Source organism: Streptomyces silvae (genome assembly GCF_016745505.1).
GTDB classification, from domain to species: Bacteria; Actinomycetota; Actinomycetes; order Streptomycetales; family Streptomycetaceae; genus Streptomyces; species Streptomyces silvae.
Genome location: NZ_JAERUC010000111.1, coordinates 1 through 22391 on the forward strand (window position 1 = coordinate 1; position 22391 = coordinate 22391).

The 22391-nt window shown below is 71.8% G+C and carries 23 protein-coding genes; 8 read left to right on the forward strand and 15 right to left on the reverse strand.

Going from position 1 to position 22391, the window contains the following annotated elements; translation table 11 throughout:
- Positions 1-149: 149 nt before the first annotated feature.
- The 3 genes from JKV81_RS17035 to JKV81_RS17045 are packed head-to-tail and all read left to right on the forward strand — an operon-like array spanning position 150 to position 3747.
- Positions 150-674 (forward strand): PadR family transcriptional regulator, encoded by a 525-nt coding sequence (locus JKV81_RS17035; RefSeq protein ID WP_202076620.1) that lies wholly within the window; start codon positions 150-152, stop codon positions 672-674.
- The gene (locus JKV81_RS17040) at positions 671-1357 is read left to right on the forward strand and encodes an ABC transporter ATP-binding protein (protein ID WP_202076622.1); all 687 of its coding nucleotides are present in this window, start codon (positions 671-673) and stop codon (positions 1355-1357) included. Before JKV81_RS17035 ends, JKV81_RS17040 begins: the two co-directional genes overlap by 4 nt.
- Positions 1354-3747, forward strand: a complete 2394-nt coding sequence (locus JKV81_RS17045; RefSeq protein ID WP_202076624.1) for an ABC transporter permease — start codon at positions 1354-1356, stop codon at positions 3745-3747. Before JKV81_RS17040 ends, JKV81_RS17045 begins: the two co-directional genes overlap by 4 nt.
- Positions 3748-3776: 29 nt before the next feature.
- On the opposite strand, the gene JKV81_RS17050 is transcribed toward JKV81_RS17045, so the two are convergent.
- Positions 3777-4742: a hydrogen peroxide-inducible genes activator gene (locus JKV81_RS17050; RefSeq protein WP_202076626.1), complete on the reverse strand. Its 966-nt coding sequence runs from the start codon at positions 4740-4742 to the stop codon at positions 3777-3779.
- 132 nt (positions 4743-4874) lie between these two features.
- Here JKV81_RS17050 and JKV81_RS17055 point away from each other — a divergent pair, with 132 nt between their 5' ends.
- Complete coding sequence (locus tag JKV81_RS17055) at positions 4875-5429, forward strand: peroxiredoxin (protein ID WP_018100933.1); 555 nt, start codon at positions 4875-4877, stop codon at positions 5427-5429.
- An 11-nt stretch (positions 5430-5440) separates the two neighbouring features.
- A complete protein-coding gene (locus JKV81_RS17060; protein WP_073744727.1) occupies positions 5441-5974 on the forward strand; it encodes an alkyl hydroperoxide reductase in 534 nt (177 codons plus the stop codon).
- Positions 5975-6033: 59 nt separating this feature from the next.
- Here JKV81_RS17060 and JKV81_RS17065 read toward each other — a convergent pair whose 3' ends face one another.
- The 4 genes from JKV81_RS17065 to JKV81_RS17080 form a co-directional block, all read right to left on the reverse strand.
- Complete coding sequence (locus tag JKV81_RS17065; RefSeq protein ID WP_129265254.1) at positions 6034-7419, reverse strand: AI-2E family transporter; 1386 nt, start codon at positions 7417-7419, stop codon at positions 6034-6036.
- A gap of 126 nt (positions 7420-7545) precedes the next feature.
- Positions 7546-8247, reverse strand: coding sequence for an aggregation-promoting factor C-terminal-like domain-containing protein (locus JKV81_RS17070; RefSeq protein WP_129265253.1), 702 nt, complete (start codon positions 8245-8247; stop codon positions 7546-7548).
- Between the two features lie 389 nt (positions 8248-8636).
- Positions 8637-9959 (reverse strand): RNA 5'-3' helicase PhoH2, encoded by a 1323-nt coding sequence (gene phoH2 / locus JKV81_RS17075; protein ID WP_124274453.1) that lies wholly within the window; start codon positions 9957-9959, stop codon positions 8637-8639.
- Between the two features lie 336 nt (positions 9960-10295).
- Positions 10296-11057, reverse strand: coding sequence for an isoprenyl transferase (locus JKV81_RS17080; protein WP_099174712.1), 762 nt, complete (start codon positions 11055-11057; stop codon positions 10296-10298).
- Between the two features lie 207 nt (positions 11058-11264).
- Between JKV81_RS17080 and mgrA the strand changes: the two genes are divergently transcribed.
- Complete coding sequence (gene mgrA, locus JKV81_RS17085; RefSeq protein ID WP_124274452.1) at positions 11265-12302, forward strand: L-glyceraldehyde 3-phosphate reductase; 1038 nt, start codon at positions 11265-11267, stop codon at positions 12300-12302.
- A 253-nt stretch (positions 12303-12555) separates the two neighbouring features.
- Positions 12556-13734, forward strand: coding sequence for a winged helix DNA-binding domain-containing protein (locus tag JKV81_RS17090; RefSeq protein ID WP_202076628.1), 1179 nt, complete (start codon positions 12556-12558; stop codon positions 13732-13734).
- Positions 13735-13780: 46 nt separating this feature from the next.
- Here JKV81_RS17090 and JKV81_RS17095 read toward each other — a convergent pair whose 3' ends face one another.
- The 3 genes from JKV81_RS17095 to JKV81_RS17105 form a co-directional block, all read right to left on the reverse strand.
- Complete coding sequence (locus tag JKV81_RS17095) at positions 13781-14236, reverse strand: hypothetical protein (protein WP_129265251.1); 456 nt, start codon at positions 14234-14236, stop codon at positions 13781-13783.
- Between the two features lie 101 nt (positions 14237-14337).
- Positions 14338-15207, reverse strand: coding sequence for a class I SAM-dependent methyltransferase (locus JKV81_RS17100; protein WP_202076629.1), 870 nt, complete (start codon positions 15205-15207; stop codon positions 14338-14340).
- A 91-nt stretch (positions 15208-15298) separates the two neighbouring features.
- Positions 15299-16090: a prepilin peptidase gene (locus JKV81_RS17105; RefSeq protein WP_202076631.1), complete on the reverse strand. Its 792-nt coding sequence runs from the start codon at positions 16088-16090 to the stop codon at positions 15299-15301.
- Positions 16091-16195: 105 nt separating this feature from the next.
- Here JKV81_RS17105 and JKV81_RS17110 point away from each other — a divergent pair, with 105 nt between their 5' ends.
- Positions 16196-16585: a DUF192 domain-containing protein gene (locus JKV81_RS17110; protein WP_099174717.1), complete on the forward strand. Its 390-nt coding sequence runs from the start codon at positions 16196-16198 to the stop codon at positions 16583-16585.
- On the opposite strand, the gene JKV81_RS17115 is transcribed toward JKV81_RS17110, so the two are convergent.
- From JKV81_RS17115 to JKV81_RS17145, 7 genes are all read right to left on the reverse strand, one after another.
- Positions 16557-17324, reverse strand: a complete 768-nt coding sequence (locus JKV81_RS17115) for a hypothetical protein (protein ID WP_202076633.1) — start codon at positions 17322-17324, stop codon at positions 16557-16559. The genes JKV81_RS17110 and JKV81_RS17115 overlap by 29 nt on opposite strands.
- 83 nt (positions 17325-17407) lie before the next feature.
- Complete coding sequence (locus JKV81_RS17120; RefSeq protein ID WP_202076635.1) at positions 17408-18595, reverse strand: putative hexosyltransferase; 1188 nt, start codon at positions 18593-18595, stop codon at positions 17408-17410.
- Between the two features lie 145 nt (positions 18596-18740).
- The gene (locus JKV81_RS17125; RefSeq protein ID WP_241522797.1) at positions 18741-19184 is read right to left on the reverse strand and encodes a hypothetical protein; all 444 of its coding nucleotides are present in this window, start codon (positions 19182-19184) and stop codon (positions 18741-18743) included.
- A gap of 133 nt (positions 19185-19317) precedes the next feature.
- Positions 19318-19797 (reverse strand): hypothetical protein, encoded by a 480-nt coding sequence (locus tag JKV81_RS17130; protein ID WP_307820560.1) that lies wholly within the window; start codon positions 19795-19797, stop codon positions 19318-19320.
- A gap of 23 nt (positions 19798-19820) precedes the next feature.
- The gene (locus tag JKV81_RS17135; RefSeq protein ID WP_202076637.1) at positions 19821-20354 is read right to left on the reverse strand and encodes a hypothetical protein; all 534 of its coding nucleotides are present in this window, start codon (positions 20352-20354) and stop codon (positions 19821-19823) included.
- 29 nt (positions 20355-20383) lie between these two features.
- A complete protein-coding gene (locus JKV81_RS17140) occupies positions 20384-20713 on the reverse strand; it encodes a hypothetical protein (protein WP_129265245.1) in 330 nt (109 codons plus the stop codon).
- A 54-nt stretch (positions 20714-20767) separates the two neighbouring features.
- Positions 20768-22213 (reverse strand): Hint domain-containing protein, encoded by a 1446-nt coding sequence (locus JKV81_RS17145; protein WP_202076638.1) that lies wholly within the window; start codon positions 22211-22213, stop codon positions 20768-20770.
- Between the last annotated feature and the right edge of the window lie 178 nt (positions 22214-22391).

The window sequence follows — 22391 nt, forward strand, 5'->3', positions numbered from 1 at the left end:
GCGATTGAGGCGCGGGGGTCCGGGGGGCGGAGCCCCTGGTGGGCCGCGCCCCGGGCCCGGCGTCCTCAATCGCCGGACGGGCTTGAATTCACCCCCGGCGTCCGGGGGCGTATACATGGCGGGTATACACACCGTGTACAGTGCAGCGCATGTCAATCGGTCACACCCTCCTCGGGCTCCTGGAGTCCGGCCCCCGCCACGGTTACGACCTCAAGCGCGCCTTCGACGAGAAGTTCGGGCACGATCGGCCGCTGCACTACGGTCAGGTCTACGCGACCATGTCCCGCCTGCTCAAGAACGGGCTCGTCGAGGTCGACGGGGTCGAGACGGACGGCGGGCCCGAGCGCAAGCGGTACGCCATCACAGACGCCGGCATCACCGATGTCGCCACCTGGCTGGCGCAGCCCGAGAAGCCGGAGCCGTACCTCCAGTCGACCCTGTACACCAAGGTCGTCCTGGCCATGCTCACCGGCCGCAGCGCCGCCGACGTACTGGACGCGCAGCGCTCCGAACACCTGCGTCTGATGCGCCTCCTCACCGACCGCAAGCGCAAGGGCGACCTCGCCGACCAGCTGATCTGCGACCACGCCCTGTTCCACCTCGAAGCCGATCTGCGGTGGCTGGAACTGACCGCCGCCCGGCTCGGCAAGCTCGCCGAGGTGGTGGCCCCGTGATCCCCGCCGGCTCCCTGCTCACCGCCCACGACCTCCACAAGGCCTACGGTTCGACGCCCGCGCTGGACGGCGCCTCGTTCTCCGTCCACCCCGGCGAGGTCGTCGCCGTGATGGGCCCGTCCGGCTCCGGCAAGTCGACCCTGCTGCACTGCCTCGCCGGGATCATCACCCCCGACTCCGGCACCGTCACCTACGCCGGACGTGACATGTCCTCGATGTCCGACGCCGAGCGCAGCGCGTTGCGCCGCAGCGAGTTCGGCTTCGTGTTCCAGTTCGGCCAGCTCGTCCCCGAGCTGACCTGCGTGGAGAACGTCGCCCTGCCGCTCAGGCTCAACGGCACCCGGCGCAAGGCCGCCGAGCGCACCGCGCTGGAGTGGATGGAGCGCCTGGAGGTCGACGACCTCGGCGCCAAGCGCCCCGGCGAGGTCTCCGGCGGCCAGGGCCAACGCGTCGCCGTGGCCCGTGCGCTGGCCGCCTCCCCGAAGGTGATCTTCGCCGACGAGCCGACCGGCGCCCTGGACTCCCTCAACGGCGAGCGCGTCATGCAGCTGCTCACCGACGCGGCCCGCTCCGCCAACGTCGCCGTCGTCCTGGTGACGCACGAGGCCCGCGTGGCCGCCTACTCCGACCGCGATGTCACCGTCCGCGACGGCCGGGCCCGCGACCTGGAGCACGCCGTATGACGCTGCTCGACCGGAAGGAGGCCCCGGCCGTCCCGGCGGACCCGCCCGGCCCCTCCCGTACCCCCGCCTGGCTGCGCGACCTCGCCCTCGGCGTCCGCTTCGCCGCCGCCGGCGGACGCGAGGGCTGGACCCGCACCCTGCTCACCGCGGTCGGCGTCGGCCTCGGGGTGACGCTGCTGTTCCTCGCCGCCTCCGTGCCGCACGCGCTCGACGTGCGCAACGCCCGCGACCAGGCCCGCAGCGAGACCAAGATCTCCGAGAACCCCGACGCGCAGGCGAAGAAGTCGGACAGCACGGTCCTGCGGATCTCGTCGGACACCGAGTACCACGACCGCTCCATCACCGGCTATCTGATGCGCGCCGACGGCGACCACCCGGTCCTCCCGCCGGGCATCGACGCCATGCCCGCGGCCGGCGAGATGGTGGTCTCCCCCGCCCTCAAGGCCCTCCTCGACTCCCCGGACCACGCCCTGCTCAAGGAGCGTTATCCGTACAAGGTGACCGGCACGATCACGGACGAGGGGCTGCGTTCCCCCGGCGAACTGTGGTTCTACGCCGGCAGCGACACCCTGACCACGGCCACGGGCGGCCACCGGGTCACCGGATACGGCGACCCCGGACCGAACCCCCCGCTCGCGCCGCTGCTCATCGTGCTGGTGATCGTGGTCTGCGTGGTGCTCCTGGCGCCCGTCGCCATCTTCATCGCCACCGCCGTACGCTTCGGCGGCGACCGCCGCGACCGCCGTCTGGCCGCGTTGCGGCTGGTCGGCACGGACATCCGGTCGACCCGCCGGATCGCGGCCGGCGAGGCCCTCTTCGGCTCGGTCCTCGGCCTTCTCATCGGGCTGGCGCTGTTCCTGACGGGACGCCAGTTCGTCGGTTACGTGGAGATCTGGGACGTCAGCGCCTTCCCCGCCGACCTCGCCCCCGACCCACGGCTGTGCCTGCTCATCGCGCTCGCCGTCCCGCTGACGGCGGTGCTGGTCACGCTGACGGCGATGCGCTCGGTGGTCATCGAGCCGCTCGGCGTCGTACGCAACAGCCGGGCCCGCAAGCGCCGCCTGTGGTGGCGACTGCTGCTCCCGCTCGCGGGACTCGGTGTGTTCGGGCTGACCGGCAAGGCCGGCGAGTACGAGGTCGTCAACCCGTACGCCATCGCCGGCGGCGCGGTCCTGGTCCTCGTCGGGCTCGCCCTGCTGCTGCCGTGGCTGGTCGAAGCCTGCGTGAACCGGCTGCGCGGCGGCCCGGTGCCCTGGCAGCTCGCCACCCGCAGGCTCCAGCTGAGCAGCGGCGCGGCCTCCCGCGCGGTCAGCGGCGTCACCGTGGCGGTGGCCGGCGCGGTGGCCGTGCAGATGCTGTTCGCCGCGATGAACGCCGACTTCAACAAGGCCACCGGGCAGGACACCACCCGCGCCCAGTTCTACGCCTCGTCGGAGCAGGTCAGCGGGGACGCCGCCATGCGGACGATCAAGGAGTTCCGCGCCACCGAGGGCGTCACCCAGGTCATCGGCATGGTCGAGGCGTACGCCACCAAGCCGGGGAAGTACGCCGAGGACGACATCCAGCCCACCACCTCGTTCAGCGTCGGCGACTGCGCCACCCTGCGCGAGGTCGCCCGCATCGACTCCTGCGAGGACGGCGACACCTTCGTGGTGCACCCCAGGGGTGACAAGGAGATGGCGGGCTGGGTGGACCAGACCGCCCGCAAGGGCAAGGTGGTCCAGTTCGACTCGGGCAGCGGCGCGTCGCTGCGCTGGACGCTGCCGGCCGACGCGAGGACCGTGCTGAGCCGGAAGGACCCGGTCGGCGAGGACCGCTGGGGGATCATGGTCACCCCCGGGGCGATCGACGCGACCACCCTGCCGGGCGCGAGCACCGTCTCGCAGATCCGCATCGACGACAGCGTCCCGGACGCCGCCGAGCACGTACGCAACACGGCGGCCCGCATCGACCCCGGCATGCGCCTGGTCACGATGACGTCCGTCGAGCGCGACCGGCAGTACGCGAGCATCCAGACCGGCCTCCAGGTGGGCGCCACCGCCACCCTGTTGCTGATCGCCGCGTCCATGCTGGTCTCCCAGCTGGAGCAGCTCCGTGAGCGCAAGCGGCTGCTGTCGGTCCTGGTCGCCTTCGGCACCCGGCGGGCCACCCTCGGCTGGTCGGTGCTGTGGCAGACCGCGGTCCCGGTGGTCCTAGGGCTCGCGGTGGCGGTGGCCGGCGGCCTCGCCCTCGGCGCCACCCTGTGCTGGATGGTCCGCAAGGAGGTGTCCGACTGGTGGCTGTTCCTGCCGCTGGCGGGCGCGGGCGCGTCGCTCATCCTGCTGGTCACCCTGCTCTCCCTGCCGCCGCTGTGGCGCATGATGCGCCCCGACGGGCTGCGCAGCGAGTAGCGGTCGGCGGAGGGCGGCCGGACCGTGGTTCAGGTCCGGCCGCCCTCCGCCACGCGTACCGGCAGGGTCCCCATCGCCCCGCGCAGCGCGGCCGCGAGCTCCTCGAACTCCTCGTGGCGCGCCGAACCCGTCCGCACGGCCAGCGCCACCTGCCGTGAGGGCGCCGGGTCCGTGAAGTACCCGGTGGACAGGGCCTCGTTCCGCCCGGTCTCCACCGTCACCGCCGTACGCGGCAGGAGCGTCACCCCGAGCCCTCCCGCGACGAGCTGGACCAGGGTGGAGAGCCCGGCCGCGGTCGTCGTCACCGGCGCCCCCTGGGTGCGCCCCGCCTCCCGGCAGATGTCCAGCGCCTGGTCACGCAGGCAGTGCCCCTCGTCGAGCAGCAGCAGCGGCAGGTCGCGCAGCGTCTCGCGCGGCAGGGCGGTGCGCCCGGCGAGAGCGTGCTCCTTCTCCATGACGAGCACGAAGTCCTCGTCGAAGAGCGGGAGTTCCGTGACCCCGGGCACCCCGAGCGGCACGGCGAGCAGCAGCAGGTCCAGCCGCCCGGCGGCCAGCCCCTCCAGCAGCGAGGAGGTCTGCTCCTCGTGGACCTGGAGGTCCAGGTCCGGGTAGCGCTCATGGACCAGCCGGAGCACGGCCGGCAGCAGATACGGCGCGACCGTCGGGATCACACCGAGCCTGAGGACCCCGGTGAACGGCGCGCGCACCGCCTCGGCCTCCTCCATCAGCTCGCCGAGCGCCTCCAGCACCACCCGGCTCCGCACCGCGAGGCGCTCCCCCGCCGGTGAGAGCAGCACCTTGCGCGTCGTACGCTCGATGAGCTGGACACCCAGTGCCACCTCCAGCGCGGACACCGCTCCGGAGAGTGCCGGCTGACTCATCCCGATTGCTGCCGCCGCATCCCGGAAGTGGAGATGCTCCGCCACGGCCGCGAAGGCGCGCAGCTGCGCGAGGCTGGGCTGCTTGACCCTAATAGCCTGATTTACATACGCCACTGATAGGCACCTCCGATCATCCCGACCGAGTGTAGCTATTTCCGTGATCAATGCACTCTGTGCCAAGGTGGGGGCAGTCCAACCCCCAGGAACGCCCCCAAAAGGGGATTTCCTATGCAGCAAGGAGTGCGCGTGCTCACTGTCGGTGACAAGTTCCCCGAGTTCGACCTGACCGCTTGCGTGTCGCTGGAGAGCGGCAAGGAGTTCGAGCAGATCAACCACAAGACCTACGAGGGTCAGTGGAAGATCGTCTTCGCGTGGCCGAAGGACTTCACCTTCGTGTGCCCCACCGAGATCGCCGCCTTCGGCAAGCTGAACGACGAGTTCGCCGACCGTGACGCGCAGATCCTCGGCTTCTCCGGTGACTCCGAGTTCGTGCACCACGCCTGGCGCAAGGACCACCCGGACCTGACCGACCTGCCCTTCCCGATGCTGGCCGACTCGAAGCACGAGCTCATGCGTGACCTCGGCATCGAGGGCGAGGACGGCTTCGCGCAGCGCGCCGTCTTCATCGTCGACCAGAACAACGAGATCCAGTTCACGATGGTGACCGCCGGTTCCGTGGGCCGTAACCCCAAGGAGGTCCTGCGGGTCCTCGACGCCCTGCAGACCGACGAGCTCTGCCCCTGCAACTGGACCAAGGGCGAGAACACCCTCGACCCGGTCGCGCTCCTCTCGGGCGAGTGAGCTGATACGACATGGCACTCGATGAACTGAAGTCCGCCATACCGGACTTCGCCAAGGACCTGAAGCTGAACCTCGGTTCGGTCATCGGCAACAGCGAGCTCCCCCAGCAGCAGCTGTGGGGCACCGTCCTGGCCTGCGCGATCGCCTCGCGCTCGCCGAAGGTGCTGCGCGAGCTGGAGCCGGAGGCCAAGGCCAACCTCTCCGCCGAGGCGTACACCGCGGCGAAGTCGGCCGCCGCCATCATGGCGATGAACAACGTCTTCTACCGCACCCGGCACCTGCTGTCGGACCCCGAGTACGGAAACCTCCGTGCGGGCCTGCGGATGAACGTCATCGGCAAGCCGGGCGTGGAGAAGGTTGACTTCGAGCTGTGGTCGCTCGCCGTCTCCGCGATCAACGGCTGCGGCCAGTGCCTGGACTCCCACGAGCAGGTGCTGCGCAAGGCGGGCGTGGACCGTGAGACCATTCAGGAAGCCGTCAAGATCGCCTCGGTGATCCAGGCGGTCGGCGTGACCCTCGAAGCCGAGGCCGTGCTCGCCGAGTAGTACCCCATGAACGAGAAGGGCCCCGAGGACGACCGACCGTCCCCGGGGCCCTTCTTATGTCACTTCTCCGGCTCGTCCACCGGGCGCTCGTCCCCGCCCGCGGGCTCCTCCGTCTGCCGGGCCGAGGGCGGTTCGGTGGGCGGTATGGCCGACAACGCCGTGGCGCCGTGCGGCCCCGGCCCCTGGAGCACGGCCGGGTCCTGTCCGTACGAGCGCAGATAGCCGACCACCGTGTTGGTCACCGCGACCAGGGGTACGGCGACGACCGCACCGCCGATGCCGGCGACCATGCCGCCCGCCGCGACGGACAGCACGACGGCCAGCGGGTGGACGCGTACGGCGCGGCCGAGGATGAAGGGCTGCAGGATGTGGCCCTCGATCTGCTGCACGGCGAGCACCACGATCAAAACCATCAGCGCGGTGAACACGCCCTGGGTGACGAGCGCGACGACCACGGCGAGGGCGCCGGAGACCACCGCGCCGACCAGGGGGATGAACGCGAAGAGGAAGATGAAGACGGCGAGCGGCACCGCCATCGGCACGTCGAGGAAGTAGATCCCGAGGCCGATGAAGATCGCGTCGATCAGGGCCACGATCACCGTGCCCCGCACATAGGCCGTCAGCGTCCGCCAGGCGCGCGGCCCGGCGCCCGCGACGCCCGGCCGGGCCTGGGCGGGGACCAGCTTGAGCACCCACTGCCAGATGTGCTTCCCGTCGTACAGCAGGAAGAGCGTCGAGAACATCGCCAGCAGCATCCCGGTGAGGACCTCGACCATCACGGTAACGCCCTGGAGCCCCGCGGAGGTGATCTCCTCGGTGTTGGTGCCGATGGTGTCGCTGAGGTTCTTCGCGATGTCGTTGATCTGCGACTCGGTGACATGGAACGGGCTGTCGAGGAGCCAGCGCTTCAGCTCGTCGATGCCGTCACGCACCTTGTCGGAGAGCGTGTCCAGGTTGTCCATCACCTGCCACACGACGAACCAGCCCACCAGGCCCATCACGACGAAGCCGAGCACCGCGGTGACCGCGGTGGCCAGACCGCGCGGCAGCCCGGTCCGCCTCAGCCGTACGACGGTCGGCTGGAGCAGCGCGGTCACCAGCAGGGCGGCGACGAACGCGAGGACGACCAGCTGGACGGCGCTGATGATCCGCATGAGCACCCAGAGCGTGCCGGCCAGGACCAGCAGCCGCCAGCCCGCCTCGGCGGCCACCCGCATCCCCCAGGGGATCGCGGCGACCGGGTCGGGCTTCGCGGCCACGGAGGGGGCGTAGGAGGGCGGGGCCGGGACCTGTTCGGCGACGACCGTGGAGAGCGTCGACGACGAGCCGCTCATGGCATCCGCCTCGGCACGGCGTTCGTCCTCGGCGCGGCGTTCTTCCAGGCGCGCCCCGATCTCGGTGAGTTCGGCGCCCAGCCGGCCGAGCCACCCCGGAAGTTTCGACATGGATCTTCCCTTCCCCCATTCGCCCCGCGCACGCCCCCGGGGGTGTCCGGACGACCGTACACGCGGGAAGCCCCGCACCGTAGGACGGTGCGGGGCTTCCCGGAGTTGAGCGAACCTCGCGGGGTTCTAGTACCAGTTGTTGGCCTGCCAGAAGGACCAGGCGCCGCACGGGCTGCCGTAGCGGCCGTCCATGTAGCTGAGGCCCCACTTGATCTGGGTGGCCGGGTTGGTCTGCCAGTCGGCACCGGCGGACGACATCTTGGAACCGGGCAGCGCCTGGACCAGACCGTACGCGCCCGAGGAGGGGTTGCTCGCCTGGTAGTTCCAGCTCGACTCGTGGTTCACGATGTTGCTGAAGCACTGGAACTGGTCGGCGGGGATCATCTGGCGGGCCATCGCCTGTACGTCGGCCACGCTGTAGGAACCCTGCGCCGAGAACGAGGTGGCGTCCCGGACGGAGTCGCGGCTCGCGCGCTCGGCGTCGTCCTTGGCCTTGCGCTCCGCCTCCAGCTTGTCCTCGGCCGCCTGCTTCTTCGACTTGGCGTCCTTGGCGGCCTGGATGCGGGCCGTCTCCTCGGCGGACTTCTTCGCCGCCGCGTCGGCCGCGGACGCCTGGGCGTCGGCCTGCTGCGTCAGCGAAGCGGTCTGAACCTGGGCCTGCTGGCCCGCGGGGATGTCTGCGAGCAGCGTGGTGTCGGCTGCGGCCGCCTCGAAGTTGTTGTCGTCCGCAGCGGGAGTGCTGCCCGACGCAACGCCTACGACGGCGCCTACGGTGGTGACCGCGGTGGCAGATGCCACGGCGAACCCCCGGACCGAGATCCGGCTCACACGGTGTCCTTCCAGCATCGCCCGCTTAGGTGACCTCGCGGGCGCAATCGTGCCCCTGACACTGGCCTCCCTACTGCTTGGGTCACGGGAGGCACGGGCCCGGTGGGCGACTTCCTCTCGGAAGCGCCGCGTGGTTCTCGCGGGCGGCATACGGACGGCGTTTGTTGAGTTGTGTGGTGCGTGGCGCCTCTGGAGGTGCCCAAGTGCCGTATGCGGGGCCTGACGGAAGCAAGACTCTGCCGGACGGACACGGCCTGTTGCAATTCTGTGTTGCGTGGGAAAGGTCACACCCCGTTTGGCGCACCACTTTTTCGGAAATGACGGCGCAGCACAATGCCGCCCGGCTAAGCTCCTTGGCTCGCCGGGCGGCATCTATGGGGTGTTACGGGTCAGATGTGACCGTCCTCCAGCATTTCGGTCACCAGCGCCGCGATCGGCGACCGCTCGGAGCGGGTGAGCGTGACGTGCGCGAAGAGCGGATGCCCCTTCAGTTTCTCGACCACGGCGACGACTCCGTCGTACCGGCCGACCCTGAGGTTGTCCCGCTGCGCCACGTCGTGCGTGAGCACCACCCGCGAATTCGCCCCGATACGGGACAACACGGTCAGCAGGACGTTCCGTTCCAGCGACTGCGCCTCGTCCACGATCACGAACGCGTCGTGGAGCGAACGCCCCCGGATGTGGGTGAGCGGAAGGATCTCCAGCATCCCGCGCCCCAGCACCTCTTCGATGACCTCGCGCCCGGCGACCGCCGACAGCGTGTCGAAGACGGCCTGCGCCCAGGGGCTCATCTTCTCGGCCTCGCTGCCGGGGAGATAGCCGAGCTCCTGCCCGCCGACCGCGTACAGCGGACGGAAGACCATCACCTTCTGGTGCTGACGGCGCTCCAGCACGGCCTCCAGGCCCGCGCAGAGCGCCAGGGCCGACTTGCCCGTGCCCGCCCGGCCGCCCATGGACACGATGCCGACGTCCTGGTCGAGGAGCAGATCGAGGGCGATGCGCTGCTCGGCGCTGCGGCCGTGGATCCCGAAGGCCTCCCGGTCGCCGCGCACGAGACGCACGTTGCCCTCGGCCGTGACCCTGCCGAGCGCCTTGCCCCGCTCGGACTGGAGGACGAGCCCCGTGTGCACGGGGTACTCGGCCGCCTCGGGGATGAACAGGCTCTCCTCACCGAACAGCAGGTCGACCTGTTCCGCGGCGAGGGTGAGCTCCGCCATCCCGGTCCAGCCGGAGTCGGTGACCGCGAGCTCGGCGCGGTACTCCTCGGCGAGGAGGCCGACCGAGGACGCCTTGATCCGGAGCGGCAGGTCCTTGGAGACGACGGTGACGTCGTACCCCTCGGCCTGCAGATTGCGTGCGACCGCGAGGATCCGTGAGTCGTTGTCCCCCAACCGGTAGCCGGCGGGGAGCACGCCGGGGTCGGAATGGTTGAGTTCGACACGGAGCGACCCGCCCAGATCCCCGAGCGGGATCGGGGCGTCCAGCCGGCCGTACCTGATCCGGAAGTCGTCCAGCAGACGCAGGGCCTGCCGGGCGAAGTATCCGAGCTCGGGGTGGTGCCTTTTGGCCTCCAGCTCCGTGACCACGACGATCGGCAGCACGACTTCGTGCTCGTCGAACCGGGTCATGGCTTTGGGGTCGGCCAGCAGGACGCTGGTGTCGAGAACATAGGTGCGCCTGTCGGGCATGCGGCGCTTAGTGCTGGTCACCACGGAAGGACGTACCCCCTCGGACGAGGTCGGGGAGTGCGACGGACGCCGCGCAACTTCCCGAAGGGAGAGGACGGACCGGGTTCGGGCCCCGTGCGCGGGCCGAACACCGGCCCTCCGCGTCGGCCGCACGGTGTGCGGTCCTTCGTGTGCAAAGGGCCTCCCGGGCGAGCGGGCTGGGTGCCGCTCACTTGGCTGCGACGTCCGCCCGGTTACTGACCGGACGTCGACCTGAGAGCTGTATTCCCTCGAACACGCGAAGCCATGCCCCTGCCTGCGACAAGGGTCTTCCGTTTGGATCAGCCCGGACCGGGGGACCGGGGGGCGGCCCGGCGCCGCTCAGGCGCCGTAGCGCCGGTGGCGCGCCGCGTAGTCACGCAGGGCGCGCAGGAAGTCGACCTTGCGGAAGGCCGGCCAGAAGACCTCGCAGAAGTAGTACTCCGAATGGGCGCTCTGCCAGAGCATGAAGCCCGACAGCCGCTGCTCCCCGCTCGTACGGATCACGAGGTCCGGGTCGGGCTGTCCGCGGGTGTAGAGGTGCTCGGAGATCAGATCCGTGGAGACGACCTCGGCGAGCTCCTCGAAGGTGGTGCCCCGGGAGGAGTGCTCCAGCAGGAGCGAGCGGACGGCGTCCGCGATCTCCTGGCGCCCGCCGTAGCCGACGGCGACGTTGACGATTATCCCGTCGACGCCCGCCGTGGCCTCCTGGGCCTCCTTGAGGACCGTCTGGGTCCTGGAGGGCAGCAGATCGAGGGTGCCGACGTGGTGGACGCGCCACCGGCCGTCGGACGCCAGCTGGCGCACGGTGTTCTCGATGATGCCGAGCAGCGGGATGAGCTCCGCCTCCGGCCGGTCGAAGTTGTCCGTGGAGAGCAGCCAGAGGGTGACGACCTCGACATCCGTCTCGCTGCACCAGCCGAGCAGCTCCGAGATCTTGTCCGCCCCGGCCTGGTGTCCCTGCACGGCCGAGCCGCCGGACGCCTTCGCCCACCGCCGGTTGCCGTCGAGGATGACTCCGATGTGCTTGGGCACCTGGTCGTGGTCCAGGCGGCCTCCCACCCGGCGTGCGTAGAGCCCGTACACCAGGTCGCGCAAGTTCACTGAGTTCACCCTCTCGGTTCCGTACGGGCCCTGGCCCGTCCTCCCCCTCACGGGGGGTCCGGGGCCGCCCCCCGGGGGATCGCCGCGCGGTCCGCACACCGCGCGTCTCGCGCAGCGGATCGGCATGTCCCGAAGCCGCCACATTACTGCGGCGGGGTCACAGGGGCCCAACCCGGTCTGTCACAACTCCGTGATAAGGAGTGAAACGTGACTGATTCCTTCTCCTACCTCCCCGAAGCGTCGCGCTACGACTCCATGGAGTACCGCCGCACCGGCCGCAGCGGGCTCAAGCTGCCGGCCGTCTCACTCGGCCTCTGGCACAACTTCGGCGACGACCGCAGCCTCGGCTCCCAGCGGGCGATCCTGCGCCGCGCCTTCGACCTCGGCGTGACCCACTTCGACCTGGCCAACAACTACGGGCCGCCGCCCGGCTCCGCCGAGCTGAACTTCGGCAAGCTCTTCCGCCAGGACTTCGCCCCGTACAGGGACGAGCTCGTCATCTCAACCAAGGCCGGCTATCTGATGCACCCCGGCCCGTACGGGGAGTGGGGGTCCCGCAAGTACCTGCTGTCCTCGCTGGACGCCTCCCTGCGGCGCATGGGCCTCGACCACGTCGACATCTTCTACTCCCACCGCTTCGACCCCGCCACCCCGCTCGAGGAGACGATGGGTGCGCTCGCCTCCGCCGTGAACCGGGGCAAGGCGCTGTACGCGGGCGTGTCCTCCTACAACGCGGAGCAGACCGCCGAGGCGGCGCGGATCCTCAAGGAGATGGGCGTGCCCGCCCTGATCCACCAGCCGTCCTACTCGATGGTCAACCGCTGGGTGGAGGCCGACGGGCTGCTGGACACGCTGGAGACGGCCGGGATGGGCTGCATCTCCTTCGCACCGCTCGCCCAGGGCCTGCTCACCGGGAAGTACCTGGCGGGCATCCCCGAGGGGTCGCGCGCCAGCCAGGGCAAGTCCCTGGACCCGGACCTGCTGTCCGACGAGATGGTGCGCCGGCTGCGGGGGCTGAACGAGATCGCGCGCGGGCGTGGGCAGTCCCTGGCGCAGCTGGCGCTCAACTGGGTCCTGCGCGACAGCCGTATGACGTCGGCGCTGATCGGCGCGTCGAGCGTGAAGCAGCTGGAGGAGAACGTGGCCGCGCTCGGCGCCCCGGCGCTGACCGCCGCCGAGCTGAAGGAGATCGACACCTTCGCCGTGGACACCGCGAGCACCAACATCTGGGCCAACCGAGGCTGACCCGGGGCGCCCCGGCCCGGGACCTGGGTCCGGGCACAAAAAAACGGGCCGGTCCGTGGGGGGGGGTACGGACCGGCCCGAGGGGGGGTTTCCACCATAACCCTTCGTAAGTGCTGCTGCGTGCCACGCCACGAAATAATCACTCTCCGAATTCGCCGGACTGCGCTGCGGGCACACCCCACGGGGTCTTTCCAGGTGCCGGGAGGCGGCCTACAGGACAGTTTCCGTCCTGTACGTCTCCTACATTCGGCCCATGACGACACGAGCCCGCACGACCACCGTCAGCTGGAACGGGGCGAACGCCCGGCGCCTGGACCGGCAGTTCCTCTCCGGCGGCGCCCCGTCCACCGGCTCCCCCGCCCAGGACGTCACCGCGGCCGTCGCGGCGATGCTCGGGGCGCACGCGCAGGTGCTGTCGGCCGCCGAGCTCTCGGCCGGGCTCCGCGCGCCGGGAACGACCCGTACGGATGTGCGGACGGCGCTGTGGACGGACCGGTCCCTCGTCAAGACGTTCGGCCCGCGCGGCACCGTGCACCTGCTGCCCGCCGAGGACCTGCCGATGTGGACGGGCGCCCTGTCGGCCGTGCCGGCGGGCAGCAGCCCGTTCTCCAAGGACGCCCGGATGACACCGGAGCAGGTCGAGGCGGTCGTCACCGCCGTGGGCGACGCCCTGACGGGTGCCGAGCTCACGGTCGACGAGCTCTCCGACGAGGTGATCGCCCGCACCGGCCCCTGGGCGGGTGACCTGGTGATGCCCGCGTTCCAGGGGATGTGGCCGCGCTGGCGCCAGGTGCTGCACCTGGCGGGCCACCGGGGCGCCCTGTGCTACGCGCCGAACCGGGGCCGGAAGGCCACGTACACCAACCCCGGGACCGTCCCGATGCCCGCCCGGGAGGCGACGGCCGAGCTCGTACGGCGCTATCTGCGGGCGTACGGTCCCGCGACCCCGGTCCACTTCGCCCAGTGGCTCGCGGCACCGCGCGGCTGGGCCGGCCGGGTCTTCGAGGAGCTGGCCGGGGCCGGCGCGATCGAGGAGGTGGAGTTCGAGGGCTGGGGGGCGGCCTGGGTGGCGGCGGGCGACACGCTCTTCCCCTCGGCCGCGCCGCGCGGTGTGCGGCTGCTCCCCTACTTCGACGCGTTCGGCATCGCCTCGCGGCCCCGCGAGCGGCTCTTCCCCGGGGCGGCGTACGGGCGGGCGCTGGCCGGCGGCCAGGCGGGCAACTTCCCGCTGCTGCTGGTGGACGGCACGGTCGCCGGGGTGTGGCACCAGCGCCGCTCGGGGAGGCGGATCGCGGTGACCGTGGAGCCCCTGAGCCCGCTGGACGCGGGGCGGACACGGGCGCTGGAGGAGCAGGTGGCGGCGGTGGGCCAGGTGCTGGAGGGGAATCCGGAGCTGACGGTGGGAGAGGTGACGGTGGGCGGCCACGCGTAGGGGCTGGGGCTCCCGGAACGCCGTGCGGGGCGCAGCGCCCCGGCACTCAGCAGGGTACGAAGCGGATCGCCACCGTGTCGCCGCCGACGATCACGAAGTCCCCGTTCTCGCACCGCAGCACCGCCTCGCGCACCTCGCCGTGCTCGTCGCGCCGCTCCCGCGTGCCGACGACGGTCCACGCCCCGCCGTAGGGAGGGGGAGGCAGCCTGCTCAGCTGCTCGAACTGCCACTGGCCGGCCGGCACACACCAGTCGGGGAGGCCGGGCCAGGCACCGGAGGTGATGCTCAGCGTGTGGTCGGAGGCGCAGGTCAGCAGCACCGACTGGCCGCCCTCCAGCACGAATTCGACGGCTTCCGGCTCCCCCGCGCGCCCCTCGGGACGGTAGAACAGGCCCTGGACGGAGGTGATCCGCGCACCCGTGAGCCAGTCGGCCTTCCCGTGGCGCGGCCGGCCGGCCGGCGGGCTGATCTCTCCGCCCGGCATTTCCCTTCCCACCGACATGACCTGCTCCTTCACTGTGCGCTCAACCACCAGGGTCGCACTACTGATGGGTAGGACGGAGGGGCAGGTGATCCCGTTGCATCCGGCCGGTGAAGCCGCCCTCAGCGTAGGCCCGTTGACGGCCGGCCAGTTTTCCGGGCCTCGATCAGGAAGCGCGCGCTGTACGCGACGAACGGCCCTTCCTCCTCGATCTTCCGGTGGAGGGACCGCAGTTGGGGCAGGTAGGCGTCGACGGTGAATCCCGGCACCATCCAGATGACCTTCCGCAGGAAGTGGACGACGGCGCCGATGTCCAGGAACTCGACGCGCAGCCGTTCGGCGCGCAGATCCGTCACCTCCAGCCCGGCGGCCTCCGCGTCGTCCCGGGCGCGTCCCGGGTCGCGGGCGCCGCGTTCCTCGGGGGTCCGCGGGCCGAGGAACCACTCGACGAGCTCGAACACGCTCGCCGGTCCGACCTGCTGGGAGAAGTACGTCCCTCCGGGGGCCAGGACCCGGGCGATCTCGTCCCACCACGTCGTCACCGGATGCCGGCTGACGATCAGGTCGAAGGCGCCGTCGGCGAAGGGCAGCGGCGGCTCGTCGGAGTCCGCGACGACGGCGGCGCCGCGCGGATGCAGCAGGGCGGTCGCACGGGCGACGTTCGGCGGCCAGGACTCGGTGGCCACCGTGAGCGGCGCCAGCACCGGCGCGGAGGCCAGGACCTCCCCTCCCCCGGTCTGGATGTCGAGCGCGGCCCCGGCCCGGGCCAGCCGGTCCGCCATCGCGCGCGCGTACCCCCAGGAAGGGCGCTGCTCGGTGGCCCGCCCGTCGAACCACGAGAAGTCCCAGCCGTCGACGGACGCGGCGGCGGCCTCCGCGACGAGGGCGTCGAAGCGCGCCTCGGAAGCGGAGGACGAGGAGGACGAGGAGGAACGGGGGGAACGGGGGGTACGGGGGGAGGGCGGGTCTGAGGGTGCGGACGATCCGGTCATACGGGAAGGGTGTCAGCCGGCCGGCACCGGGCGCGACCGGATATTCCGTACATCCGTGTGCCGGGTGAGGTGCGGGGGGTGCGGGGCGGTGTCATGCGGCGAGGCCTCCGAACAGCAGGCCGGTCAGCGCGCCGGCGATCATGAACGGGCCGAACGGGATGCCCGTCTTGCGCCCCGCGCGCCGCACCAGCATCAGCCCGGTCCCGTACAGCGCGCCGAACAGGAACCCGGCGAAGCCGCCCGCGCAGAGCACCCCCCAGCCGTACCAGCCGAGCGCGATGCCCAGGGCGAGGGCCAGCTTCACGTCGCCGAAGCCCATGCCGTTCGGGTTGATCAGGAAGAGCAGCAGGTAGAAGCCACCGAGCGCCGCGCCGCCGAGCAGGGCCGACGTCCAGGACCCGCCGTGCTCGGGCAGCAGCGCCGCGCCGCCCAGCAGCACGGCGGCGGCCCCGGCCAGGGGCAGCGTCAGGGCGTCGGGGAGCCGGTGGACCCGGCGGTCGATGACGGCGAGCAGCACGGCGACGGGGGCCAGCAGGAGCCAGACGACGGCCTCGGGGCGGGCCCCGGTGGCGGCGGCGAGGGCCACGCAGGCGAGCACGGTGACGACCGGGGCGAGCACGGCGGGGGCGTAGCGGCCCCGCACGGCCGGTCCCGGGGCCTCGGGGGCGGCGCCGTCCGGGAGCGAGGGGACGGTCACGGCGCACGCCGCGCACCTGGTGGGGCCGAGCCACCCCCCGGCCGGCCCCGTGAGCGCGTGCCCGGCGGGGCAGGCGTCCCTCCAGGGCTCCTCGGGCTCGACGGAGAAGCGGTACGCGGCGCGCGGGAGAAGCAGTCCGGCGGCGGCGCCCCAGAGCGCGGCCACGGCAATCAGTGTGGCGTCCACGGTGGCGACCCTAATCGGGGCCGCACGGCGGGGTCTTGGGCCCGGGGGCCCACTGCCGGCCGTTCCGGACCCACACGCCGGCCGCGCCCGCTACGGTCGTCTCCCATGGGGAAATGGCGGGACGGCGGCGGGACACTGACGGTCGGGGCGGACTCCGAGGTGCGGGAGGTGCCGCTGCGCATCGCCGCCTCGTACCGGGCGCGGACACGGGGGCTGCTCGGCGCCGACGGCGTCGAGGGCGCGCTGCTGATCACCCCGTGCGGGGGTGTCCACACCTTCCGGATGCGGTTCACCATCGATGTGGCGTACCTGGACCGGAAGTTCAACGTGCTGGCGGTCCGCACGATGAGGCCGGGCCGGCTCGGGCTGCCCAGGATCCGTGCCCGTCATGTGGTGGAGTCGGAGGCCGGGGCGATGGAGCGGTGGGGCCTGCGGCCCGGGACGCGGGTGCGGGTCTCCGTACCGGTCACGGAAGTTTCGCCGCCTGCGCGGTGACGAGCGCGGCCGGGACCTCCGGTGCCGTCTCCGTCAGGAAGTTCGCCGCGTAGAAGGTGACGACCGTCGACCCGGTCCGTACGAGGTGGAAGACGAGCGGCACCCTGACGCCCTCCAGGCTGCCCGTCACCTGGTAGGCGAACGACTCCTGGCCCGCCCCGGGCGCGGGCAGCGTCTTCACCCCGGTGTAGGTGGACGGGCCGTCCTCGCTCGTCGTCCGGAACCCGCCGGCGCAGGCCCGTGCGGCCTCCCGGACCGAGCGCAGCAGCTCCTCGGCGCCGCCCTTCGGGTGCGAGGTGAGGATCTCGGTGACGACGGTCTGGTCGTCCTTGCCCTCCTCCGCCGTGTCCATGGCCGTACGGAAGACGGTGGCGGCCGGGGCGGGTTCGGGCGAGCCGTTGATGATCGCGGCGATCGGCCGGCAGGCCTCGTCCTCCGGCTTCTCGGTGCCGCGTTCGTCGGTGCCCTCCAGGGGCGCGACCTCGTAGCCGGGCACCTCGCCCGTGGTGAGGGCCACCTTCGCGAGTTCGGCCTCGGTGAGGGTCCTGCCGTCGCTGGTCGGGGTGGGAGAGGCGGCGGCCTCGGGCGCGGCGGCGGAGGCGGAGGCCGGTGGCTGCGAGGTGGCGGCCTTCCCGGACCCCTTGCCGTCCTTGTCGCCCGCGCCGTCGTCGCCGCAGCCCGCGACCGCCAGGCAGAGGACGAGCGCGCTCGCCGCCACGACCGTGGTCCGTACCCTCATCGCTCACCGCTCCTGACCGACGTGCACCGGACCAGCACGCTAACAACCGGGCCGGTCCCGGCGCGTGGGCCCGTGGGCCCAACTCACGGCGGGCCGGGCCCCAGCAGCGTCCAGGCACCGTACGCGGCGGAGCCGACGGCGAGCGCGGCGAGCACCGCGCCCGTACGCACCGTCGTGCGCAGCCCCGCCAGTGCGACGGCCGGCGGCAGGAGGAGGGGGAACGCGGGCATCATCAGGCGGGGCCTGGACCCGAAGTAGCCGGAGCCGATGAGCGAGACGACGACGATCGCGATGCCGTACACCAGCACGGGCAGCGGCTGTCGCTGCCGTACACACAGGAACACCAGCCACCCCAGCAGTCCCAGCGCGGCGCAGAGCCCGAGCGCGGCGGGGAGCGGCAGCCCGGCGATGAACCCGGCGAGCGCCCGGCCGCCGTCGATGCTGTTGCCCCACTGCGCCTGGACCTCGAAGTACGCGAACGGGCCGCCCTGCCGTACGGCGACGAACACCACGTAGGCCAGCCACCCCAGCGGCGCCAGGCAGACCCCCAGCAGCATGCGCCCGTTCCTGCGCAGCAGGCCGCGCCGGCCGCCGGCGCGCCCTTCCCGTACGAGGACGGCGGCGGCGGTGAGCGCGAGCGCCGCGATGAGCGCGGCCGCCGAGGGCCGGGTCAGCCCGGCCAGGACGCACAGGGCACCCGCGGTGATCCAGCGGTCCCTGAGCACGGCGTACAGCGACCAGGCGGCCAGCGCGGTGAACAGGGTCTCGGTGTACGCCATCGACTGCACGAACGCCGTCGGGTACGCGCCCCACAGCGCGGCCAGCACCACTCCGGTCCGCCGCCCGTGCAGCCGGGCCCCGACGGCGTAGATCCCCCAGGCGGCGAGGAGCCCCGCCAGCCAGGCGACTGCGATCCCTGCGCCCTGCACGGTGAACGGGGTGACGGCGGCGAGGCCGCGTTCCAGGGCCGGGAGGAGCGGGAAGAAGGCCAGGTCCGGGTGGACGCCGCCGTCGGGGAGGGTGACGGTGTGGCCGTAGCCGTGGGCGGCGATCCGCTGGTACCAGACGGAGTCCCAGCGCCCGCCCAGCAGGTGCAGGGCGTCCTTCCCGGCGGCCGAGGCCCACACCTGGAACACGAGGAGCCCGACGGCCCTGACCGCCGCGTAGGCGCCCAGGGCGGGCGCGGCGGCGGTGAGCAGGGCCCTGGCGCGGGGCACGGCGGCGCGGGTGTCGGGCGCCGCCGGGCGGGGGCGCGTCTGCTGAACGGGCATGCCGCTGATTATGAGCCCGCCGCCGGGACGGACCACGGGCCGGGCCCCGCGCGCACCACCGGGCGGGGGCGTCACCTGTCACGGCGGGCGTACGGGGACGGCGGTGCGGGCCTTCACGCGGGGCGGAGGTGAGGGCCGTGCGGGGTCACCAGGCCGGGGCGGGTGGTGGGCCTCCGCCGGCCCGCAGGACCTCCGTGTGCGGTTCCTGCCGGGTGCCGAGGCCCCGGCCGACCAGCGGGCTGACCGTGCGGATCAGCTTCAGCTGCGCCGAGCGCAGGACGCGCAGGGTGGTGTCGTCGGGCCAGCCGGTCGTGGTGGACCATTCGTATCCCGAGCCGACCAGCTCGCTGACGAAGGCCAGCTCGGTCGCCAGCAGGGCCCGCGCCCAGTCCATCGGCTCCAGCGCCGCCCTCTCCGCGAGGGCGCTGCGGATCGACATGCCGCGGAGACTCAGGTCCTGGGCGCTGTCGAAGCCCATGGCGACGGCGAACTCCTCCGTGCAGCGGGCGGGGCCGCACCATTCCATCAGCCCTTGCTGGAGGAGACGGGACTCCTCGTCGGTCAAGGTCAGCTGCTCAGCCGTGGGCACGCGCCGTCACCTTCCGGTTGCGGCCCGGCCCGGCGCCGTGGGGGTGCGCCGGGACGGGCGTCGATCACCTGCGGCACAGACGCTAGGGGTACGGCGGCGTCCCGTCTTGGGCCCAGGGGCCCAAGACGGGGCCTCAGCCGTCCTGCCGGGCTTCGACGATGCGCTCCACCCGGGCCCATGGCAGCTGGGCGACTGCTCTCTCGACGGCGTCGACGGTGAAGACGGGGCGCCCGTCCCCGTCCGTACCCCCGTCCAGCACCCGGGCCCGTGTCCTGATGCCGTCCGGAGTGGCGGCCCAGTACGCCGACGGGCGCACCCCGTGGGCCGGATGGAGCACGGTCGTGCCGAGCCGGGCCGCGAGCCGCAGGGCCGCCTCGGCCTCGTCCGGCGGCGGGGGCTCGACACGGGGTGACACATGGACGTCCCAGGCGAGCGCCAGGTCACCGGCCAGACTCATGCGGTCCCACAGCACCACGGCCGCCCAGTCACGGTGTCCCACCGACTCGTCGGCGACGTCCACATCGGCCGCCGTCACCCCGACCGCCCCGGCCAGGGCCACCGCCATGGCGGCCGCCGAGGGCTGGTGCACGGTCAGGAAGGTGTACCCGGCCACCGGCGATCCCCCTCAGCGCTTCGTCAGGCCCGCGGGCCGGCCTTCCCGATCTCCGCCAGCGACTCGGTCGCGGTGCGGCGGATCTTCTTCGTCCTGCCGTGCCCGGCCAGCAGCTCCAGGACGTGCCGGTGGCCCTCCGTACGGGTCTGCGCCACACGCAGCTGCAGCCAGTCCGACCAGGACCCGACGTCCTCGGCGCCGTAGCCGGCGGCGTGCCGGTCCAGGGAGTCGAGCACCGCCAGTTCCTCCGAGCGCCGTTCGGCGAACTCCCGGACCTCGGGATCCAGGGCCGCGGTCCAGCTGCCGTGCTCCGCGACGGGCGTCCTCTCCAGCATCAGGACCACGACGGCCGAGGAGAGGGGCCCGTCGCTCTCCGCCCGTACGGCGTCCAGGAGGAGCGCGTGTGCCGCGGGCTGCTCCGCGGCCCGGCGGTAGAGCTCCCACCGGGCATGGCCGTCCTCCCAGGAGGCCTTGCCCGGGGGTGCCGTGTCCCCGTTCACCGCCGCGTCCAGCGCGGACAGACGTGCCGGCAGATCGTGCTCGGACTCAGCAGCCACGGTTCACGAGTCCGGCCCGTACCTCTGGGTCAATCGCCCTCCAGATGGAGTTCCGTGGAGGAGTCCTCCTGGCAGATCCTGGCCAGACGACCGACCTCGTCCAGAGCCGCTCGCTGCGACGCCTCGGTGACACCCCTGCGCGTCGCGTCGATCTCGGAGAGCAGTTGCGCCATTTCGACGGCTGTCAGGACCAGTGTTCCGTAGGGGTCGACCCGGGACAGCATCGGCAGACCGCTCCCGGTACAGAGCCGCGCGAACAGGTCCGCTTCGTCCACGAAGACATCGACCTGGGTCAGCCGGCGCCGTCTCGGACCGGTGCCGGGCTGTTCCACCCGCATCAGCACTGCGTCGACGCCCATGGGCCACCTTCGTCTCTCATGTCTCACCGTCAGAGTCATCGTCACGGGCCCGCCCTACGGCGCTGCGGACGGGAACGCGGTGATGAGTTTCCCATCACGCACGACCACTCGGATGTAGTACTGGGGATCTCCCGACGCAGTCTTGCCGATGGCCGAGTTGAACTTGTGGTAGTACGTCCCGTCGCGTGTCTCGCCGTTGAGGGCACGCTTGATCATCTTCTCGATCTTGGGCTTGCTCGTGGTGGTGAACTTGCTCTTGTTCGGGTACTTCGACCGATTCACATGGCGATCCCAGATGTGGTCCCATCGCCCCTTCGAGATCGGAACGCCACAGTCGGTGTTGTGCACCAGGACCGCCTCGGACCCGGCGACCACGTAGTACGTGTGGATGCCGGAGACGGTGAGGTCGTACGTCGTCCGCCGCTCCGTGTAACGGGAGACGGAAGCCACCGTCAGCGTGGTGCCGTCCGCTGTGCGCAGATCTGCTCCGGGCCGGATGTCTCCCGCGTCGAGCCACCGCCCCTTGTCGAGCTGCCAGAAGGGGTGGGTGTCGGTCGCCGTGACGACTGCGGGACCTGCCGGCGTACGGAACGTCAGCCGGGTGAAGTGTTTGTCGTCGTGTGTGGTGATCAGCCGCTCGACAGCACGGGGCTCGGACAATCCGGTGTCCGGGTCCGTCGCGTACACCAGGGAACCGGCGGTGACCTTCTCGATCCCGATGCGACGACCGTCCGCCAGCAGGACCCGCGTTCCCGGAGGGAAGCTGTGTGCTGCCGGGCACGTGGTCGGTTTGCCGTCCGGCTTGTCGTCCTTCTTCGGCGGGTCCTTCTTCTCGGTGTCGAGCTTCTTCTTCGCGTCGGCGAGCTTCTTCTCGGCGTCCTTGACCTTCTTACGGTTCTTGACCAGGCCCTTCAGCCCGTCGTACAGGTCCCCGCCGTGCTTCTTGAGGGCCTTGATGAGCTTGGCGGCCTTCTTCCACTTCCACGGGGCCCCGTACTTCGCCGCGAGTTTCCCGACCGCGCCGCCGATCAGGCTCAGCAGCACGTTGATCAGCGTCTCCGTGCAGGCGCCCATGTCGCCCTTGGTGATGCAGTCCAGCGCGTCGGTGATCCCCAGCTCCTCGGCCAGGATCTTGGCGAGCTCCTTGGCCGCCTCCAGCGCCTTGTCCGAGCTGGTCTTCTCCGCGCTCTGCGCGTCCTGGAGCTCCTTCAGCGCGGCGTCGTAGTCGATCTGCGACTGGGACTTGGGCGTGCCGTCGTCGGCCAGGGGCTTGCCGTCCCCCGGGGAGTTCTGCGCCTCCGGGTTCCCGCCGCCACCGCAGTCGCCGCCCCCGGTGACCCGGCAGATCTGTACGCCGATCTTCTCCGAGAGCTCCGCACCGATCCCCGTCGCCACCAGCGCACCGACGATCGCCGCGACGACCATGACCAGGCCGACGTACTCGATCGCACCCTGACCGCGCTGCCCCCCGCGCGCACGCCTGAGCCCCAGCAGGCGCACCCCCGTTCGCGGCACCTTCTTCCGCGACCAACGGCGCAACCGACGACGCACATCCCCCGGACCAGTCATACCCGCGACGCTAATGACCGTACGGCTCCCAGGTCTTGGGCCTGCGGACCCAAACCGGCCCCGCCCGCACCCAAAGGCGCCTCAGGGGCCACCTCACCCCAAACCGCCG